Annotated in this window: 10 protein-coding genes; 7 read left to right on the plus strand and 3 right to left on the minus strand. The window is 71.9% G+C overall.

From position 1 onward, the window contains the following. Positions 1-22: 22 nt before the first annotated feature. The 5 genes from ABZ915_RS24415 to ABZ915_RS24435 all read left to right on the plus strand — a co-directional run bounded on the left by ABZ915_RS24415 (position 23) and on the right by ABZ915_RS24435 (position 13,356). Complete coding sequence (locus ABZ915_RS24415; RefSeq protein WP_361806846.1) at positions 23-928, plus strand: sugar ABC transporter permease; 906 nt, start codon at positions 23-25, stop codon at positions 926-928. Position 929: 1 nt separating this feature from the next. Beyond that, entirely contained in the window at positions 930-1,874 is a 945-nt protein-coding gene (locus tag ABZ915_RS24420; RefSeq protein WP_361806849.1) for a carbohydrate ABC transporter permease, read from the plus strand. A 73-nt stretch (positions 1,875-1,947) separates the two neighbouring features. Next, positions 1,948-3,405 carry a glycoside hydrolase family 43 protein gene (locus tag ABZ915_RS24425; RefSeq protein ID WP_361806852.1) on the plus strand — a complete coding sequence of 486 codons (1,458 nt, stop codon included), beginning with the start codon at positions 1,948-1,950 and terminating at the stop codon, positions 3,403-3,405. Positions 3,406-3,609: 204 nt separating this feature from the next. Beyond that, the gene (locus tag ABZ915_RS24430) at positions 3,610-5,202 is read left to right on the plus strand and encodes a phosphodiester glycosidase family protein (RefSeq protein WP_361806855.1); all 1,593 of its coding nucleotides are present in this window, start codon (positions 3,610-3,612) and stop codon (positions 5,200-5,202) included. 93 nt (positions 5,203-5,295) lie between these two features. Next, the gene (locus ABZ915_RS24435) at positions 5,296-13,356 is read left to right on the plus strand and encodes a type I polyketide synthase (RefSeq protein ID WP_361806858.1); all 8,061 of its coding nucleotides are present in this window, start codon (positions 5,296-5,298) and stop codon (positions 13,354-13,356) included. An 81-nt stretch (positions 13,357-13,437) separates the two neighbouring features. On the opposite strand, the gene ABZ915_RS24440 is transcribed toward ABZ915_RS24435, so the two are convergent. After that, a complete protein-coding gene (locus tag ABZ915_RS24440; RefSeq protein ID WP_361806861.1) occupies positions 13,438-15,630 on the minus strand; it encodes an MMPL family transporter in 2,193 nt (730 codons plus the stop codon). Between the two features lie 347 nt (positions 15,631-15,977). Between ABZ915_RS24440 and ABZ915_RS24445 the strand changes: the two genes are divergently transcribed. Beyond that, positions 15,978-16,313 (plus strand): hypothetical protein, encoded by a 336-nt coding sequence (locus ABZ915_RS24445; protein WP_361806864.1) that lies wholly within the window; start codon positions 15,978-15,980, stop codon positions 16,311-16,313. A gap of 10 nt (positions 16,314-16,323) precedes the next feature. Here the strand turns inward: ABZ915_RS24445 and ABZ915_RS24450 are convergent, their stop codons facing one another. After that, positions 16,324-16,977 (minus strand): maleylpyruvate isomerase N-terminal domain-containing protein, encoded by a 654-nt coding sequence (locus tag ABZ915_RS24450; RefSeq protein WP_361806867.1) that lies wholly within the window; start codon positions 16,975-16,977, stop codon positions 16,324-16,326. A 195-nt stretch (positions 16,978-17,172) separates the two neighbouring features. Between ABZ915_RS24450 and ABZ915_RS24455 the strand changes: the two genes are divergently transcribed. Beyond that, positions 17,173-18,030, plus strand: a complete 858-nt coding sequence (locus ABZ915_RS24455; RefSeq protein ID WP_361806869.1) for an intradiol ring-cleavage dioxygenase — start codon at positions 17,173-17,175, stop codon at positions 18,028-18,030. An 84-nt stretch (positions 18,031-18,114) separates the two neighbouring features. On the opposite strand, the gene ABZ915_RS24460 is transcribed toward ABZ915_RS24455, so the two are convergent. After that, positions 18,115-19,035: a hypothetical protein gene (locus ABZ915_RS24460; RefSeq protein WP_361806872.1), complete on the minus strand. Its 921-nt coding sequence runs from the start codon at positions 19,033-19,035 to the stop codon at positions 18,115-18,117. Positions 19,036-19,236 lie beyond the last annotated feature (201 nt).

A 19,236-nucleotide genomic window follows, 5' to 3' on the forward strand; every position in this document is an offset into this window, starting at 1 on the left:
CACCCGCGCAGGAGGCACAACGATGTCCTCTCCCCAAGCCGCTCCACGCCCTGGGGTCCCGTCCGTGCGCCGGCTGATCCCGCCCGGCCTGCTGTTCGCCCTCCCCTTCCTCGTCCTGTTCGCCGTGTTCATGCTCTGGCCGCTGGGTGAGGGCCTGTGGATGAGCCTGACCGACACCTCGCTGTCGGCCCACGACCCGAGTTTCGTCGGCGTCGACAACTTCACCGAGGCGTTCAAGGACGCCGAGATGTGGCGCTCGCTCGGCCACACGGTGTGGTTCACCCTGATCTCGACCGTGCCGCTGGTCCTGGTCGCGCTCGGCCTGGCCCTGCTCGTGCACACCGGTCTGCCCGGCCAGTGGGTGTGGCGGCTGGCCTTCTTCGCCCCCTATCTGCTGCCCGTCGGTGTGGTCAGCCTGCTGTGGCTCTGGCTGTACCAGCCGGACCTCGGCCTGTACAACCATCTCCTCGACGTCCTCGGTCTGGACCAAGTCGCCTGGCTCAGCGACGAGTCGGTCGCCATGTGGGCCATCGCCCTGACCACGCTGTGGTGGACGGCCGGCTTCAACTTCCTGCTCTGTCTGGCCGCGTTGCAGTCCATCCCGGACCACCTGTACGAGGCCGCCGCCATCGACGGCGCGGGTGCCTGGCGGCGTCTGTGGTCCATCACCCTCCCCCAGCTGTCCCGCATCACCGTCGTGATCACGGTGCTCCAGGTCCTGGCCTCGCTGAAGGTCTTCGACCAGGTGTACCTGCTCACCAAGGGCGGCCCGAACGGCTCGACGCGCCCGGTCGTCGAGTACATCTACGACGTCGGCTTCACCGGCTACCGGCTCGGTTACGCCTCGGCGATCAGCTACATCTTCTTCGCCCTCGTCCTGATCGCCTCGGCCGTCCAGTACGCCGCCCTCCGCCGCCGGGAGAAGTGACATGACCTCCACCGACCTGCCCGTCCGCACCACCGCGCCGGCACCGAGGACGTCCGGCCACATAAGAGAGCTGAGAGCTCACCGAAGCGCCCCGCGCGGCCGTACGAACCTCACCCTCGGCGACGGCCGCCTCACCCGTGCGCTCGCGCTCGGAGCACTCGTCCTCCTCGGCGTCGTGTGGCTGCTGCCCATGACGTGGGCCCTGCTGACCGCGTTCAAGTCGGAGGCGGACGCCAGCGATCCCGCGCACTGGTTCTGGCCCCGGCACGGCTTCACCCTGCACGGCTTCAGCACCGTGTGGGAACGCGGCGACCTGCCGTTGTGGATGCTCAACAGCCTGCTGATCTCGGCGGCCGTCACCGTGATCACCGTACTGGTCTCCGCGATGGCCGGATACGCCTTCTCCCGCACCAGGTTCGCCGGCCGCCGTCTGCTGTTCACGCTCTCCGTGGCCGCCGTGCTGGTGCCGCCGCAACTGCTGATCGTGCCGTGGTTCCGGCAGATGCTCACCCTGCACCTGCTCGACACCTACGCGGCGGTGATCCTGCCGCAGACCGTGGCACCCGTGATGGTGTTCATCCTGAAGAAGCACTTCGACTCGCTGCCCCACGAGTTGGAGGAGGCGGCCCGTATCGACGGCGCCGGACACTGGCGGATCTTCTGGTCGGTGCTGCTGCCACTGTCCCGGCCGATGCTGGCGGCCGTGTCGATCTTCGTGTTCATCGGGGCGTGGAACAACTTCCTGTGGCCGTTCGTCTCGACCTCCGATCCCGCGCTGATGACCCTGCCGGTCGGCATCACCTCGGTGAAGGACGCCTACGGGATCCAGTACGCCCAGACGATGGCCTCCGCCGTGCTGGCCGCCCTCCCGCTCGTCGTGGTCTTCATGTTCTTCCAGCGGCACATCGTGAAGTCCGTGGCCACGACCGGCCTGGGCGGTCAGTGAGACCGCCGGGGCACTCCCGCCCCGGGACGTGCCCCACGACAACGCAGTCCCACAACGAGTAAAGGAGTCGCCCATGCGCGCCGGACCGCGCATCACCCCCCTCACAGCTCTTCTCTCGCTCCTGGTCGTCCTGCTCGGTCTCGTCGCCGCCCCGCCGGCCACCGCCGAACCGAGCGAACCGGCCGGCACCGCGGCCGCGACGGGCACCTTCCGCAACCCGCTCAACACCGGCCCCGACCCCTACATGACGTACTGGAAGGGGGCCTACTACCTGACCACCACGCAGGGCGGCAGCATCCGCATGTGGCGTTCGTCCTCACTGGGCACGCTGCTCACCGCCGACCCCGTCACCGTGTGGACGGACACCGACACCTCACGCAACCGCGACATCTGGGCCCCGGAGTTCTACCGCTTCGGCAACCGCTGGTACCTCTACTACACCGCCGACGACGGCGTCGACGACCACCACCGCGTCTACGTGCTGGAGTCGGACCGCGACGACCCGGCGGGCCCCTACCACTTCAAGGCGAAGCTCGCCCCGCCCAACCACGCCTCCGACTTCGCGATCGACCCCGGCGTCTTCCAGCACGACGGGCGCCTCTACCTCGCGTACGCCGGCATCAACCAGTACCAGCACAACGGCATCAACATCGCGCCGCTGTCGAACCCCTACACCGTCTCGGGCGACTCCGTCGCGATCGACGCCGCCGGCGGCTGCCCCGAGGTCCGCGAGGGACCGGAGTTCCTCAACCGCAACGGCCGTACGTGGATGACGTATTCGACCTGCGACACGGGCAAGCCCGACTACCAGCTCTGGATGATGTCCCTGCGCAACGGCGCCGACCCCCTGGTGCCCTCGAACTGGAAGCAGCACTCCGGCCCGGTCTTCTCCCGCGCCGACGACCACGGCGTCTACGGCCCCGGCCACCATGCCTTCTTCCGCTCGCCCGACGGCACGGAGGACTGGATCGTCTACCACGCCAAGACGACCTCGACGTTCACCTACTCGAACCGCACCACCCGCGCCCAGAAGATCACATGGAACGCCGACGGCAGCCCGAACCTCGGCCGTCCGCTCGCCATGGGCGCCACGCAGGACCTGCCCTCGGGCGACCCGGGTTCCGGCACGTACTGGATCAACGACGACGGCCGTTCAAGCGGCGACGGCACGGTGACGTACACCGGCGCGTGGAACTCCGGCACCGGCTGCGGCACCCAGTGCTTCTGGGGCGACGACCACTGGAGCGACCAGGCCGGGAACACGGCGACCTTCACGTTCACCGGCACCCGCATCGCCCTGCTGTCCGTGCGGGACACCGGTAACGGGATCGCGGCCCTGAGCGTCGACGGAGGCGCCGAGCAGCGCGTCGACTTCTACGGCACCATCCGTACCGGCGAGACCGTGCAGTACATCAGCCCGCGACTGCCGTACGGCCGCCATACCCTGCGCGTGCGGGTGACCGGCGAGCACGACGCCACGTCGCAGGCGGCGTTCGTGAGCGTGGACCGGGCGGAGGTCTACACCAAGTGACGGCTCGTGGGAGCGGAGGGACGGCCGGCCCGCCGTGGCACACGGCCGTACTCCGCTCCCACACCGGGGCAATTCTCCTACTGTTACCCGAGGCGTCATCACTGCGCGCCGCTGCGGCACCACTCGCCCGTTGGGATCATTCGCGACAGATGGCCGGAAGGGCTCGGCTCGTGCGGCCACTCGCCGTGGGAACGAGAGGATGCCATGGACCACAGGGACAGCCGGTCTTCCGTGCGCGTACGAGCGGTGCTGAGCGCCGCCGCGGCGCTCGCCGTCGTCACCTCGGGCGGAGTCCCGGGGACGGCTCAGGCCGCGGACACCGTCACATGGACCACGCAGACGGTCGCTCCGGGCGTGCGGGTGCGCAGCGCCGGCATCGAGAACGGTGCCGCGGAGCCGGTCTGGACGGTCACCGTGCAGCGCGCCGGCACCGGCCGCCTCAGCGGGGCCGCGACCTGGGCCGCGGTGGGACCGCGGTCCTGGGCCGACGCCACCGCAGGGCAGTTGAGCGCGGACGGTTTCGCACCGCGGGTGGAGACCGTGCGCTGGCCCGACTACGCCGACACCCCGCACGGCGTCATGGGCCTGCGGGTCAGGATCGGCTCGTACACCACCCAGGCGGCCGCCCAGAGCGCGGCCCAGGCGGTCACCGCGGCGGGCTTCCACACGGCCGTCGACTGGACGGGCTACGACGCCGATCAGCCCGCCGACCGGGAGAACGTGCACGTCGCGGTCATCGATCCGCGCACCTTCACCGGCACCGTCGAGGGCACCCATGACGGCAACGTCGCCCAGCGTGCGACCACTTCGTCGGTCGCCGCGAAGCTGGGGTCCCTGGTGGGAGTGAACGCGGGGTTCTTCGTCACCTCCGACGCCGACGGCGTCCAGGGCACGCAGTCCGGCCTCAGCGCGGACCACGGTGAACTGGAGTCGATGGCCGCAGGATCACGGGCGGCCCTGATCATCGGGGACGGCGGCCGGCAGGTGCGGGTGGCCGACCTGACGACGAGCGTCACCGTGCGCGCGGGGGCGGACAGTTACCAGGCCGAGGGCATCAACCGGGTGCCCGGTCTGGTCCGGGACTGCGGGCGTCCGGGCGCGAGCCCCAGCGAGCTGCCCTGGCAGGACGTCACCTGCCACGCGACCGACGATCTGGTGCTGTTCACCGGCGAGTTCGGCGCTCCGCTGCCCACCGGGCCCGGCACGCAGGTCGTGCTGGACGCCGACGGCCGCGTGGTGTCGGCCGGTGCCCGCGGCGGAACCGTTCCGGCGCACGGCGCGGTACTCCAGGGCATCGGCGCCGCGGCCGACTGGCTCACCCACCACGCGCCCGTCGGCCGGCCGGCCGCCGTGCGGGAGGTCGTCCGCGACACGGCGGGCAAGCGGGTACGGCTCGACCGCGACGACAGCATCGTCAGTGCCGCCCCCACCCTCGTCCGGCACGGCCGCATCAGCGTCGACGCGGCGGCCGAGGGTGTCGTCGACCCGCAGGACCTGTCCTTCGGCTACGCCTGGGCGAATGTCCGCCAGCCGCGCACCATGGCCGGTGTCGACGCCGAGGGAAGGCTGATCCTGGCCACGGTGGACGGCCGCCGGACCGGTGGCAGCGAGGGCTTCACACTCCAGGAGGCCGCTGCCTTCATGCGCTCTCTCGGCGCCGTGGACGCCCTCAACCTCGACGGCGGCGGCTCCACCGCGATGGCCGTCCACGGTGTGCTCCTCAACAACCCCTCGGACGCGACGGGCGAGCGCGCGGTCGGCGGCACCATCCAGGTACTGCCCGGCCGTACCGGCTGACATCGGGCAGGGCGGGTGGCGTGCCGCGGTCGAGTTGTGCGGCGGCGGCATGGCAGCATCAACTCCCCCTGCCCGAAGGAAGAACGCAACCACATGACGGCACGCACAGACCGCATCAGACCGCTTCCGGAACTGCTTCGGGAGCATGCCCGGCGCTTCGGTGACAAGATCGCGTTCCAGGATTCCCGTACCAGCGTGACGTACGGGCAGTTGGAGCTCAGGACCGGACGGCTGGCCGGTCATCTGGCCGGACTCGGGCTGCGGCACGGCGAGCGCGTCGCGGTCCTGCTCGGCAATCGCGTCGAGGTGGTCGAGAGCCTGCTCGCCGTCCTCCGGGCGGGTGCGGTCGGCGTGCCGATGGATACACGGAGTTCCGACGCCGAGCTGGCGCACATGCTGGACGACAGCGCCGCCCGGGTGGTCTTCGCCGACCGGGAGCAGTCGGTCCGGCTGGGACGCCTGCTGGCCGAGCGCCCCGAGGTGACCGTCGTACCGGTGGACGGCACCGGAACGGACCGCTCGGCCGGCTACGAGGAATGGGCCGCCACCGAGCCTCGCGTGCCCGCGCCGGACGACCTCGGACTCGACGAGGTGGCCTGGCTGCTCTACACCAGCGGGTCGACCGGCACACCCAAGGGCGTGCTGTCGACGCAGCGCAGCCGTCTGTGGTCGGTCGCGTCGGGCATCGTCGGCGTCCTCGGGCTGTCGGCCGACGACCGTCTGCTGTGGCCGCTTCCCCTCCATCACGCCATGAGCCAGCTGACGTGCGTCATCGGGGTGACCGCGACCGGAGCGGGCGCCCGGATCCTGCCGCGGTTCTCGGTGGCGGACGTGCTCGGCGAGCTGCGGCGGACGGACGACCCGTGCACGCTGCTCGCCGGTGTGCCCACGACGTACGCCCAGCTCCTCGACGCCGTTCGCGGCGAGGGACTGAGGGCGCCCGCGCTGCGTGGCTGCATCAGCGGGGGTGCCGCGGTCACACCCGCCTTCCAGCGGTCCTTCGAGGAGATCTGCCGCGTCCCGTTCCTCGAGCACTACGGCGCCACCGAGACGGGGCCCGCCACCATGACGGCGCCGGGCGCCCACCGGACGCCCGGCTCCTGCGGCCGTGTGGTGCCGGGCCTCAGGGCCCGGGTCGGGGGCGGCAGCGACGGCGAGGCCACGGGTGAGGGCGAGTTGTGGATCACCGGCCCCGGTGTCATGGCCGGCTATCTCAACCGGCCCGAGGACACCGCCGAGGTCCTGCGCGACGGGTGGTACCGCACCGGTGACCTCGCCCGGATCGACGCCTCCGGCGAGATCACCATCACGGGCCGGGTCAGCGAACTGATCATCCGGGGCGGGGAGAACATCCACCCGTCCGAGGTGGAGGCGGCACTGCTGGATCTGCCGGAGATCGCGGACGCCGCGGTGACCGGCCGCCCCCACGACGTGCTCGGCGAAGTGCCGGTCGCCTATCTGGTCCCCGAACGGGCCGGCGGGCTCGACCGGAGAACGATCCTCGCCGCCTGCCGTGCGCGCCTCGCCCCGTACAAGGTCCCCGCCGACCTCTACGAGGTGGCCGCCGTCCCGCGCACGGCCTCGGGAAAGCCCAAGCGGTACGCGCTCGCCGACGGGCCCGCCCGGCTCCTGGGGGCGGCGACCGCCCCGCGGACCGGGCCCACGGCGGCGGATCTGCTGGCTCTGGTCCGCGCGGAGGTCGCCGCCGTGCTCGGCTGCGGTGCCGACGAGGTGGAGCCGGGGACCGCGTTCCGGGATCTGGGCCTGGACTCGTTGTCGTCGACGGTGCTGCGCGGGCGGCTGTCGGCGGCGACCGGTCTCGCCCTGTCCGAAGCGGTCGCCTTCGACTTTCCGACCGCGGCCGAGATGGCCGCCCATCTCCGGGTCCGGCTGACCGGGGAGTCGACGGGCACCGCGCACACGGGCCTTGGAGAGGCCGGCGGCGCCGACGACCCTGTCGTGATCGTCGGGATGGCGTGCCGCTTCCCCGGTGGTGTGGAGTCCCCCGAGGAGTTGTGGCGGCTGGTCGCCGACGGCGTCGACGCCATCACCCCGTTCCCCGCCGACCGGGGCTGGGACCTTGAAGGGCTGTTCGACCCGGATCCCGGGCGGGCCGGACGGACGTATGTCCGGGAAGGCGGCTTCCTGTCCGGTGTGGACCGCTTCGATCCGGAGTTCTTCGGTATCTCGCCCCGTGAGGCGCTGGCGATGGATCCGCAGCACCGGCTGCTGCTGGAGGTCGCCTGGGAGGCCTTCGAGCGGGCCGGGATCGATCCCGGCGCCCTGCGCGGCACGGCGACGGGTGTGTACGCCGGCGTCATGTACAGCGACTACGCGGGCCGTCTCGCGGTCGCGCCGAAGCACATCGAGGGGTACCTCGGCATCGGCAACGCGGGCAGCGTCGCCTCCGGCCGTATCGCCTACACCTTCGGTCTCGAAGGGCCCGCCATCACCGTCGACACGGCGTGCTCGTCGTCGTTGGTGGCCCTGCACCTGGCGGCCCAGGCGCTGCGGAGGGGCGAGTGCTCCCTCGCCCTCGTCGGGGGCGTCACGGTGATGTCGGGGCCCGGTTCCTTCGTCGAGTTCAGCAGGCAGCGCGCGCTGGCTCCCGACGGCCGCTGCAAGGCGTTCGGTGCCGCGGCGGACGGGACCGCGTGGGGCGAGGGCGCCGGCATGCTGCTGGTGACCCGGCTGTCCGAGGCGAGGCGTGCGGGTCATCCGGTACTCGCCGTGGTGCGCGGCTCGGCCGTCAACCAGGACGGCGCGAGCAACGGCCTGACGGCCCCGCACGGGCCGGCCCAGCAGCGGGTGATCCGGCAGGCGCTGGCCGACGCGCGGCTGCGGCCCGAGGAGATCGACGCGGTCGAGGCGCACGGCACCGGCACCCGGCTGGGTGACGTCATCGAGGCGGAGGCCTTCCTCGCCGCCTACGGGCAGGACGGGTCCCGGGAGCGCCCGCTGTTGCTGGGCTCCGTCAAGTCCAACATCGGTCACACGCAGGCCGCCGCGGGCATGGCGAGCGTGATGAAGACGGTCCAGGCGATGGCGCACGGTGAGCTGCCCCGCACCCTGCACGCCGACGAGCCGACACCCAGGGTGGACTGGTCGTCGGGGACGGTGTCGCTGCTGACCCGGCCGGTGCCGTGGCCCCGGACCGGCCGGCCGCGCCGGGCGGGCGTGTCCTCCTTCGGGATCAGCGGGACGAACGCCCACGTGATACTCGAGCAGGCCCCCGCACCGGAGCCGTCCGCCGCGGCACCCCCCGAGTACGCGGCCTCCACGTCCTCGGCCCCGGCGGCAGCCGTGCCGTTCCCGGTCTCGGCCAGAAGCGCCGCGGGGCTCCGCGCCCAGGCCGCGCGGCTGCATGCCGCAGTGGCCGCGAACCCCGCGACGAGCCTGCTGGACACCGGGTTCTCCCTCGCCACGACCCGTGCCGCCTTCGAGCACCGCGCGGTGGTGGTGGCCGGGGACCGCGAGGACCTGCTCGCCTCCCTCAAGGCGGTGGCCGAGGGGCAGCAGCGACCGGGCGTGATCACCGGCGGGCCCCGCCGGAAGGGCCCTGTCGTCTTCCTGTTCGCCGGTCAGGGAAGCCAACGGGCCGGTATGGGGCGGGAACTGTACAAAGCCCACCCCGTCTACGCCCGCTCCTTCGACGAGACCTGCGCGCTGCTGGACCCGCTCCTGCCTCGCCCGCTGCGGGACGTGGTGTTCGCGCCGGACGGCTCGGAGGCGGGCGCCGACCTGCACACGACCCGGTTCGCGCAGCCGGCGCTCTTCGCCCTGGAAGTCGCCCTCTTCCGGCTGCTGGAGTCCTGGGGCGTGCGTCCCGACATGGTGGCGGGGCACTCCGTCGGCGAGCTGGCGGCGGCGCACGTCGCGGGAGTACTGACCCTCTCGGACGCCTGCACCTTGGTGGCGGCACGGGGACGGCTGATGGGTGCGCTGCCCGCCGGAGGGGCCATGGTCGCCGTGCGGGCCGGTGAGAGCGAGATGGCCGCGTCCCTCGCGTTTCTCGCCGGCCGGAAGCAGGAGGTGGACATCGCGGCCGTCAACGGCCCCTCCTCCGTGGTCGTCTCAGGGGACGAGGCGGCCGTACTGGACATCGCCGCGCACTGGCGGGAACGAGGCAGCGAGACCTCACGGTTGCGGGTCAGCCACGCGTTCCACTCCCCGCACATGGAGCCCATGCTCGCCGACTTCGCCGAAGTGGCCCGGGAACTCACCTACTCCCTTCCGCGCCTGCCCCTCGTGACCGCCGTGGCCGGCCGGGCGGCCACGGCCGAGGAGGTGAGTTCACCGGAGCACTGGGTGCAGCATGTACGACGCCCGGTCCGCTTCGCCGACTCGATGCGCCACCTGCGGGAACGGGGCGCGGCACACTACGTGGAACTCGGCCCCGACGGTGTGCTGTCGGCCCTGGCGCAGGACTGCCTCGCCGACACGCCGGCACCCCTGGTCGTCCCCGCCCTGCGCGGCTCCCGTCCCGAGGCCGAGGCGCTGCTCGCCACGGTGGCCGCGCTGCACACCCACGGGGTGGGCGTGGACTGGCGGGAGGTGTTCGCCGGACGCGGCGCACGGCGTACGGCACTGCCCACGTACGCGTTCCAGCGCGGGCGGTACTGGCTGGACTCCGACCGGCGACCGGAGTCCGTGACGTCACCGGGGGCCGGACTCCATCCGTTCCTGCGGTCCGCCACGTCCACGGCGGACGACGACGGCCTGCTGCTGAGCGGACGGCTCTCGCTGCGCGAGGCGCCCTGGCTGGCCGACCACGCGGTGCTGGGCACGGTGCTCCTGCCCGCGACGGCGTTCGTCGAGCTGGCCCTGCACGCCGGGGGCCTGGTGGGCGCCGAGGTCCTGGACGAGCTGACTCTCACGGCACCGCTGCCGTTGCCCACCACCGAAACCGTCGAGTTGCAGGTGAAGGTGTCCGGCCCGGACGGGGACGGGCGGCGGGCCGTGGTCTTCCACTCGCGGCCGCACACGCCCGCGTCCGAGGGGCCGTGGCGCCGCCACGCCTCCGGTGTCCTGGCGGGTGAAGAGCCGTCGGGCCCGCCTGCGGGCGGCGGGTCCGCGGCACCGGCCGCGCTGCCCGACTGGCCTCCGGCGGGCGCCGTACCGCTGCCGCTCGACGGCGGGCCGGGGCAGGACGGCGGCGGCGGCTTCTACGAGCGGCTCGCGCGCGGCGGACTGGGCTACGGCCCGGTGTTCCAGGGGCTGCGAGCCGCCTGGCGCCTCGGCGACGACGTCCTCGCGGAGGCCGTGCTGCCGGAGGAGGGGGACGCCGACGCCGGCCGGTTCGCCGTGCATCCGGCCCTGCTGGACGCGGCGTTGCACACCATGATGCTCGGTGGGGCCACGCCCGACGACGGCTCCGGCCGGGCGGTGTCGCTGCCCTTCGCCTGGAGCGGTGTGCGCGTGCACGCCTCCGGTGCCCGCCGGCTGCGGGTGCGTATGTCCCCCGGAGCGGAGAACCGGGCGGGACTGGAGCTGGCAGACGACACCGGGAGGCCTCTCGCCACGGTCCGCTCCCTGGCACTGCGGCCGCTTCCGCGCGAGCAGGTGAGCGCCGCCGGCGTGCACGCAGACTCCCTGTTCCGGGTCGACTGGACTCGGCCGGCGGACTCCTCTGCCGCCGCACCTCCTGGACCGTCCGCATGGGGCGTGCTCGGCGAGGCCGATCCGCGGCTGGTCGACGCGCTCGTCCCCTGCGGCGTCACGACGACGCGGTACGCGGACCTGGCCGCGGCGGGCGCCGCCGCACCGGCCGTCGTCCTCGCCCCGTGTCCGCCCCTGCCCGAGGTCGCGGACGGCACCGGCCCGGCCTCCGCCGCACACCGTACGGCCGCCTGGGCGCTGCGGCTCGTGCAGGACTGGCTCGCCGAGGACCGGCTCGCGGGCTCGCGCCTGGTCGTCGTCACCTCGGGGGCGGTCGGCATCGGGGCCGCAGAACGGCCGTACGCGGACGTCTCCGCTGTCGCCTACGCGTCGGTGTGGGGACTGGTCCGCTCGGCTCAGACGGAGAATCCGGGCCGTTTCGCACTCGTCGACGTGGACGAACACGCCCATTCGCTGAGGGCGTTGGCACAGGTGGTGGCGGGCATGGAGCCGCAGACGGCCGTGCGCCGGGGAGTCGCGTACGTTCCGAGGCTGGTCCGCGCCGCCGGTGCGGTGACCGGTGCGGGCCCCAGCCGTCGGCTGGACCCCGACGGCACCGTCCTGATCACCGGAGGCTCCGGTTCGCTGGGCAGGGCGATCGCGCGTCACCTCGTGGTCGAGCACGGCGTGCGGCATCTGCTGCTCGCGGGACGGCGCGGCGCCGATGCCCCGGGCACCGCCGAGCTCCGGGCCGAACTCACCGGCCTGGGCGCCCAGGTGACGGTGGCGGCGTGCGACGTCGCCGACCGCGCCGCGCTCGCCGCTCTGCTGGCCGGTGTGCCTCAGGCGCACCCGCTGACCGGCGTGGTGCACACCGCGGGTGTCCTGGACGACGGGGTGATCCCCGCGCTCACCCCGGACCGGCTGGCTCGCGTGCTCCGGCCGAAGGTGGACGCGGCCCTCGCACTGCACGAACTGACCAGGGACCACGACCTGGCGGTCTTCGCCCTGTTCTCCTCGGTGGCCGGGGTGTTCGGCTCCGGCGGCCAGGGCAACTACGCGGCGGCGAACTCCGTCCTGGACGCTCTGGCGGAGCACCGCAGGAGTCTCGGCCTGCCCGGCACGTCTCTCGCGTGGGGACCCTGGCAGCAGAGCGACGGTATGACCGCCCATCTGAACAGTGTGGATCTGCGGCGGATGGCCCGTTCCGGTTTCGTCCCGCTGAGCACCGAGGAGGGCCTCGCGCTCTTCGACACCGCCGTCGGCAGCCGCGAGGCGGTGCTCGTGGCAGCGCGCCTGGGCCCGGCGTCCTCCGGCGCCATGGGCATGGCCGGTGCGCCTCTGTCGCGGCTGCCGGGCCGGGAGTCCGCCCGCCGGAACCCCGCCGCGCCCGCAGAACCCGATGGTCGTGGTTCGCTGCACCGACGGCTGGCCGCCGCACCCGCGAACGAACACGGATCCCTGCTGCTGACCGCGGTACGCACCGAAGCGGCCGCTGTGCTCGGCCACGGCGCGGGACCGTCGGCGATCGACGCGGACCGTACGCTGACCGAGTTGGGCCTCGACTCGCTGGCGGCGGTCGAACTGCGCAACCGTCTTGAGACGGTGACGGAACTGTCCCTCCCGTCCACCCTGTTGTTCGACTTCCCCACGCCTCGTGCGGTCGCCACCCACCTCGAGGAACGGTGGTCCCAGGCCCACTCGGCGGCGGCGAGCGTGCCGCGGGAGACGTCGGCGGGGAACGGCGACCCCTCCGACTCCCTGTCCGCGCTCTTCCGTGCCGCGTGCGCCGCGGGCCGGACGTGGGACGGCATGGCGCTGCTGACGATCGCCTCCCGCCTGCGGAGGGTCTTCGACAGCGCCGAGGCCCTCGGGACACCGCCCAAGGCCGTCACGCTCTCGACCGAGGGCGCGGGGCCCCGGCTGATCTGCTTCCCGGCGCTCAGCTCGCTCTCCGGACCGCACGAGTACACCCGCTTCGGCCGGGACCTCCAGGGCCTGCGGCCGGTCGCGGTACTGCCGCACCCGGGATTCCTGCCGCGCGAACCGCTGCCGGCCACGCTGGACGCCTTCGTGGCCGCTCAGGCCGCCGCTGTGCTCGCCTGCGCGGACGGCGAGCGGTTCGCCCTGCTGGGCCGCTCGGCCGGCGGCTGGGTGGCGCACGCCGTGGCCGAGTATCTGGAACGCGCGGGTGCCGGGCCGGCCGCCGTCGTCCTGATCGACACCTACCCGGCCGGCAGCGACGACGGGCCCGCTCTCTCCGCGATGACAGCCGGAATGCTGGACAGGGCGGCGCAGTTCGCGCCGGCCGACGCCGACCGGCTCACCGCGATGGCCGGCTACCTGGCGCTCTACTCCGGCTGGGCGCCGGCCGCCCTGTCGGCTCCCACGCTCTTCGTCCGGGCGAGGGACGAGCTGCCCGGCACCGAACCGCCCGCGCCATGGGGTCTGCCGCACGCCGAAGTCACCGTGTCCGGTGACCATTTCACCGTCCTGGAGGACCACGCCCCCACGACCGCCGCCGCCGTCCACGACTGGCTCGGCGCCCAGTCCTGACCCGCCACGCAGCGCGGGCGCCCGCGGTCCCGTGTGGGACCCCGGGCGCCCGCGGTTCCGGCACGCGCGCCGATGACGTTCCTACCTGCGGCGCGCCGACGGATCGTGGGCGGTCTCGTCCCGGTCCTCGTCGGATTCCCGTCCGGGACCGACGGGTCCGGAGGCCGCGCCGGCCGTCCCTTCCTCCGCCCGGTCCCCGTGCCCCGGCCACCACGCCGCGTGGCCGATGAGCGCGGTGAGGCTCGGAGTGAAGAACATCGCCATGACGAAGGCGGCGACCGCGATGCCGAAGGAGACCGCGAAACCCATCTCCGTGAGCAGCGCGTTGCCCGCCAGCATCATCGTGGCGAAGGTCGCCGCCAGGATGAAGCCCGCCGCGGCCACGGTCGGCCCGGCATGCCTGAGCGCCATGCCGGCCGCCTCACGCGGTTCGCGCCCTTCCCGTGCCTCCTCGCGGAGCCGGGCGATCATGAGGATGTTGTAGTCGGTACCGATGGCGACCACGAACAGATACATGATCACCGGGAGCATGAACATCAGACCCGAGTGTCCCTGTCCCTCCTGGAAGATCCATACGGTGGCGCCCAGGGTGGCGCCGAACCCGAGACCCACGGAGGCGATCAGGTACCAGGGCGCGACCACGCTGCGCAGCAGCAGCCCCAGGATGACCATGATGAGGACGGCGGCGACGGGGAAGACCGTCCGGTAGTCGTGGTTGACCGCGGTGTCGATGTCCTTGTAGATCGAGGACATGCCGCCGACGACGGCTTCGGTGCCGTCGGGGGCGTCGGAGTGCGCGACGTCGCGCACCCTGCCGACGGCGTCGATCGCCTTGTCCGTCGAGGCCTCGTACTTGAGCGTGACGGTGAAGTCCGCCGTGGTGCCGGCCTGGTTGACCTGGGACATCCGGGCGTTCGCGACGCCGTCCACGGCACCGAGCTTCTGCGCGTACGCGTCGAAGGCGGTCTTGTCCAGCGGCTTGCCGTCGGCGCTGGACAGGTAGACGTCCGTGGGCGCCGCGGCACCCGCCGAGTACGCCTTCTGCATCTCGTCCTGGACGACCATGGACTCCTTGGTCTTGGGCATGGACCCCGACGCAAGGTCGAACGTGGCGTTGAATCCGAGCGTACCCAGCGACAGCACGAGCAGGACGAGGCCGGATGCCACGGCGGTCAGCACCGGGCGACGCTCCACGCCACGGCCGAGGGCGGCGAAACGGGCGTTGTCCGGCTCCTGCCGCCAGGACTTCGAGGGCCAGAAGACCTTCGGCCCGATGAGCGAGACCACGGCCGGGATCAGGGTCAGGCCCGCGATCAGGGTGACGCTGACCGCGATCGCCAGCGCCGGGCCCATCTGCTTGAGGAAGCCCAGCGTGGACAGGGACAGCGCGAGGAAGGCGATGATGACCGCCCCGGCGGCCGAGGCGATGGCCTCGCCGACCCGGGCGACCGCGTTGATCATGGCCTCCTTGGGCTCGTCGCCGGCGCGCAGGCGTTCGCGGTATCGGAATATCAGGAAGAGGAAGTAGTCCGTACCCACGCCGAAGAGCACGACGATCAGGATCGACGAGATCGAACTGTTGGCCTGAAGATCGAACAGCTTGGTGGCGTACGCGATCAGCCCGTTGGCGATGGCCGACACCAGGCCGATCAGGATCAGGGGCAGTACGGCCAGGATCGGCGCCCGGAAGATGATCAGCAGGGTCACCAGGATGATGGCGAAGGTGCCGATGCCGATCAGCGCCTGGCCGCGCTTGGACGAATCCTGCTGGTCGAGGGCCTGCGCGGCGGAACCGCCGAGCTTGACGTCGAGCTGCGTTCCCTTGGTCAGCTCCTTCGCGTCGTCACGCAGGACCTTGGCCGCGTCGGCCTGTTTGGGCTGGCCGGCGTTCTTGCTGTCCATCTGGACCAGGGTCATGGTGTACCTGCCGTCCTTGGACGGCTGGCCGGGGACGACCTTCTGCACCTGGTCGATGTGCTTCTTGCCCAGTTCGGTGGTGATCCGGGCGACGTCCTTCTGGTCGGCGGCGGTCAGCTTGCCGCCGTCGGTGCGCTGGTACAGCGCGATCGCGGACGGGGTGAAGGCGCTGGGGAACGCCTTCTGTTGGAGATCCGCCGCTTTGATGGATTCGTAACTCTTCGGTAGGAAACTGCTCTCGTCGCTGTTCGAGGGCAGGCTTGGAGCGGTGGCGACGATCGCAACCGCCGCGATCAGCCATGCAACGATCGTCCAGACAGGATGTCGGACGACGGTGTTGCCAATACGTCGGAACATGCGGGAGGGTCCTCCTGGAACAGGAAGATCACCGCAACCCGGGGAGCGGACCCTGGCATCGGCGACCCCGACCGGCACCCAGCATCGGGCCGGTCGAACGGTTGTCTTGAGCTCCGATCGTAGTGACCGGACGCAAGATCATTCCATCAGGCCACGACCGGGCCCTGCCAGAGATTTTCGGATCGGCCTCATGGACCGCGTCTTCGCCGGCTGTGTACCGCCTTCACCACCTCGCTCTTCCCCGAGGACGGCGGCTGTCCGCCAGGTCACCGTGGAGATGACCGTCCACCTCTGAGACTGCTCAAGTCGCTTGGCATCGACGGAGCATGACGGTCACCATGATCCGCATGACAGGATTCGCGGGACTGAGCAGGAAACACGACGCCGTGCTGGTGATCCGGGACGCGGACATGGTCGCGGCGGCCTTGCGCCAGGCGCTGGCCGACGCCTCGCCCGAGGAGCGCCCGGGTCTGGAACGCGCCGCCGCACTCGTCGAGTCCACCGCCGTCGCGACCGAGAACCAGCTGCGCGCCCGCTGGGTCCGCTCCCGGCTGGCCGCCGTCGGTTTCACGGGGGACATCGCCTCGGTCGCGGCGGTGAAGGCGCTGCGCCAGGCGGAGCCGAAGCTGAGCCTCCTGGCGGCGGTGCAACTGCAGAAGGAGGCGGTGACCCACCCCGAGTGACGGCCACGTCTCAGCCGAGGGAGAGCGGCAACGTCTCGGCCAGCCAGCCCAGTTCGGCACTCTCCGCGGCGGTCGGTGCCCGGCGTCCGGTGCCGATCAGGAGCGCGTCCTCGTCGGAGAACGACCTGGAGAACGCGGACCCGGCGATCTCTTCCAGCATCGCCCGGGAACGGGACAGGCCTTCCGCGGGCGGCCCCGCGACGTCCGGGAGCCGGGCGATCAGGTCGAGGTGGTGCAGCGTCCATTCCATGACGTACGCGGAAAGATAGTCACCCACGGTGAGGACCTGACCCTGGGTGCTGACCCGCGCGGTGGGGTCGGCGAGTTCGGCGGCGCGTCCGGCGGCGGAGCCGACGTCGTCGAGGTGGAACTTGAGCAGCCGCGGCTCTTCGTACGCGGCGGCGAGCCGGACGACCAGCGCGTCGAGCGGGTCGTCGCCGGTCGGGGCTTCGACGAGGTTCCAGTAGGTGACCGCGTTGACGGTCGGTTCCGCTTCGGCGGGGGTGACGAGGGTGATCAGGACGTCCTGTGCGTCGATGACCAGGTGGCACACGAGGTCACGTACGAGCCAGCCCGTGCAGCCGGACGGCTGCTCGAAGTCCTTGTCCGGGAGTTCGGCGACCGCCGCGCGCAACGCCGTCCACGACCGTGAGAAGAGATCCACCGCGGCAAGCTAGCAGCGCCGACCGCCGTGCGCGACTCATTTCACCCCCCTTCCGCGAACCCCCGCCCCAGGCCCAGGGACACGCGGAATGCGCCCCGACTTCCTGAAGATACGCGGCAGTTGGGGGCTATGTCCCCAGCCCGCTCACAGCGCGCTTTCAATGCTTTCTTCAGGTGCGTCTCTACGTTCGTGGCCATGACAGACAACGCCTCCGCAACACCGCAGTCACCTGAACCAGAGCTCTCCGACTCCTCCCAGCCCGCCCGGCATCGACGGGGCAAGGGCGTACAGCGACGGCGCGTCCTCATCGGCGGCGGCGGTATCGCCGTAACCGGTGGACTCGCGGTCGCCGGCTTCGCCTCGGCCAGCACCGACACCAGCACGGCGGAGACCGACGCCTCCGCCACCACGACCGCCACCAGTTCGTCCTCCGCGGGCGTCTGCACCCTCACCGCCGAGGTCACCGAGGGACCGTACTCCCTCTCGGGCGCCCTGGTCCGGGAGGACATCCGCGACGGCAAGGAAGGCGTCGAGGTTCAGTACACCTTCACCGTCGTCGACACCGCCAACGACTGCTCCCCCCTGGGGGACGCCCTGGTCGAGATCTGGCACTGCGACTCCCTCGGCGAGTACTCCGGTTTCGTCGGCGGCAACGGCCACACGGAGACCGACAACGGCACCTTCCTCCGGGGCGGCCAGATGACCGACTCCGACGGGCAGGTGAACATCACCTCCATCTGGCCCGGCCACTACGTCTCCCGCGCCGTCCACGTCCACCTGCGGGTCCACACGGATGTGACGCTCACCGACGACTCGTACACCGGCGGGACGCTCGTCCACACCGGGCAGCTGTTCTTCGACCCGGACATCAACACCGAGGTCCAGGCGTCTTCGCCGTACTCGGACAACACCACCACGGAGACGCAGCTCGACGACGACACCATCTACGACGACGGCGGCGCCGCCTCCGGCCTGCTGACGCTGACCGCGCTCGGCGACAGCGTCTCCGACGGCTACAAGGCGACCCTCACCATCGGCGTGAGCACGTCGTAGCCCTTCCCCGGGACGGCCCTGTCCGCAGGGCCGTCCCGACGGACAGGCGGGTGGGGCTCGTTGCCGCCATGCCGTCGCGTCGTCTCAGTCGTCGTTGCCGGCCTTCTCCCTCGGCAGGAACGTCTGGCGTGCCCAGAGACTGAGCATGACCGTCCCGCCGACCAGCAACGGCACCGGGTCGCGGGACAGAGGAGCCAGCGCATAACCCAGCGCCGTGACCGTGCAGACGGTCAGGGGGATGAACGCGGCGGCGCCCTCTATGCCCAGTTGCAGCGTCGGTTGACCGGCGACCAGGACGCTCGCCCCGCCGGGCACCCAAGGGCCGGCGGAGAGCAGCAGCAGTCCCGCGGTGTCGCAGGCGTCGACCAGTTGGCAGGACATCACCTCGAAGCCGTTCGGGCCGATCGTCCACAGTCGCAGGCTGTCGCCGATCAGCGTGAGGGACAATCCCGCCGCGCCTACCCACAGGGTGACCCGCTGGTCGCCGCGTACGAGCCGGCGCAGGGCGAACAGAAAGCTGAGGAACACGACTTCCGCGGCCCAGAGGAGGCCGACCATGCCCGTCCCCAGCCGCCAGCCGTCACCGGCCTCCCGCAGCAGTACCCATCCCGTCATGAACACCGACCCGGCCGTGACCACCCCGTCGAACAGGCGCCGCAGGAGAACGTGCCGGCCCGCACCGGCATCGGCGGCGACCACCAGACCCGCCATCCCCAGTCCGACCGCCAGCGTCACGCCGGTGACCACCACTGAGCTCAGCGCGTTCCGTCCCCAGACCTGCGGGTGGGCCGACAGCATGTCGACCGCGCCCCGGTACACGCCGCCGGACGCCGCGGAACCCGCCAACAGCAGCAGGCGTTTGCGGACCGGGCCGCTCGCGCCCCAGGCACGGAGCATCAAAGAGGCCGTCAACACCCAGCAGCCGATGGACGGCCCGTTGTCCACCATCCGTGCCGCCGGGCCGCCGGCCGTCCACCACGCGCCGGCAGCCAGCACCGTTCCCATGAGACACACCACACCGACCGCGCCCCAGGCCCTCGTCCCGGTCCGTCCCCCGAGTGTGTCCGGCGACTTGCCCAACCCCACCATCCGGTGCGCCTCTCAACCGGCCCCCCGCCCGCAGGACCTCCTCTGCGGCCGCCGGATCCACGCAGAGACCGTAAAAGATCTACCACTGGCACCGAATCGAAAAGCCCCCTCATTCAC

Origin of the sequence: Streptomyces sp. NPDC046915 (assembly GCF_040644935.1) — a bacterium.
GTDB lineage: Bacteria > Actinomycetota > Actinomycetes > Streptomycetales > Streptomycetaceae > Streptomyces.

What these genes read in the sequence shown, in the direction of transcription:
- ABZ915_RS24460 (WP_361806872.1), bottom strand. Translation starts at nt 19,035, where the DNA reads ATGGGAACGGTGCTGGCTGCCGGCGCGTGGTGGACGGCCGGCGGCCCG.
- ABZ915_RS24455 (WP_361806869.1), top strand. Translation starts at nt 17,173, where the DNA reads ATGACAGACAACGCCTCCGCAACACCGCAGTCACCTGAACCAGAGCTC.
- ABZ915_RS24420 (WP_361806849.1), top strand. Translation starts at nt 930, where the DNA reads ATGACCTCCACCGACCTGCCCGTCCGCACCACCGCGCCGGCACCGAGG.
- ABZ915_RS24425 (WP_361806852.1), top strand. Translation starts at nt 1,948, where the DNA reads ATGCGCGCCGGACCGCGCATCACCCCCCTCACAGCTCTTCTCTCGCTC.
- ABZ915_RS24440 (WP_361806861.1), bottom strand. Translation starts at nt 15,630, where the DNA reads ATGTTCCGACGTATTGGCAACACCGTCGTCCGACATCCTGTCTGGACG.
- ABZ915_RS24445 (WP_361806864.1), top strand. Translation starts at nt 15,978, where the DNA reads ATGACAGGATTCGCGGGACTGAGCAGGAAACACGACGCCGTGCTGGTG.
- ABZ915_RS24430 (WP_361806855.1), top strand. Translation starts at nt 3,610, where the DNA reads ATGGACCACAGGGACAGCCGGTCTTCCGTGCGCGTACGAGCGGTGCTG.
- ABZ915_RS24435 (WP_361806858.1), top strand. Translation starts at nt 5,296, where the DNA reads ATGACGGCACGCACAGACCGCATCAGACCGCTTCCGGAACTGCTTCGG.
- ABZ915_RS24415 (WP_361806846.1), top strand. Translation starts at nt 23, where the DNA reads ATGTCCTCTCCCCAAGCCGCTCCACGCCCTGGGGTCCCGTCCGTGCGC.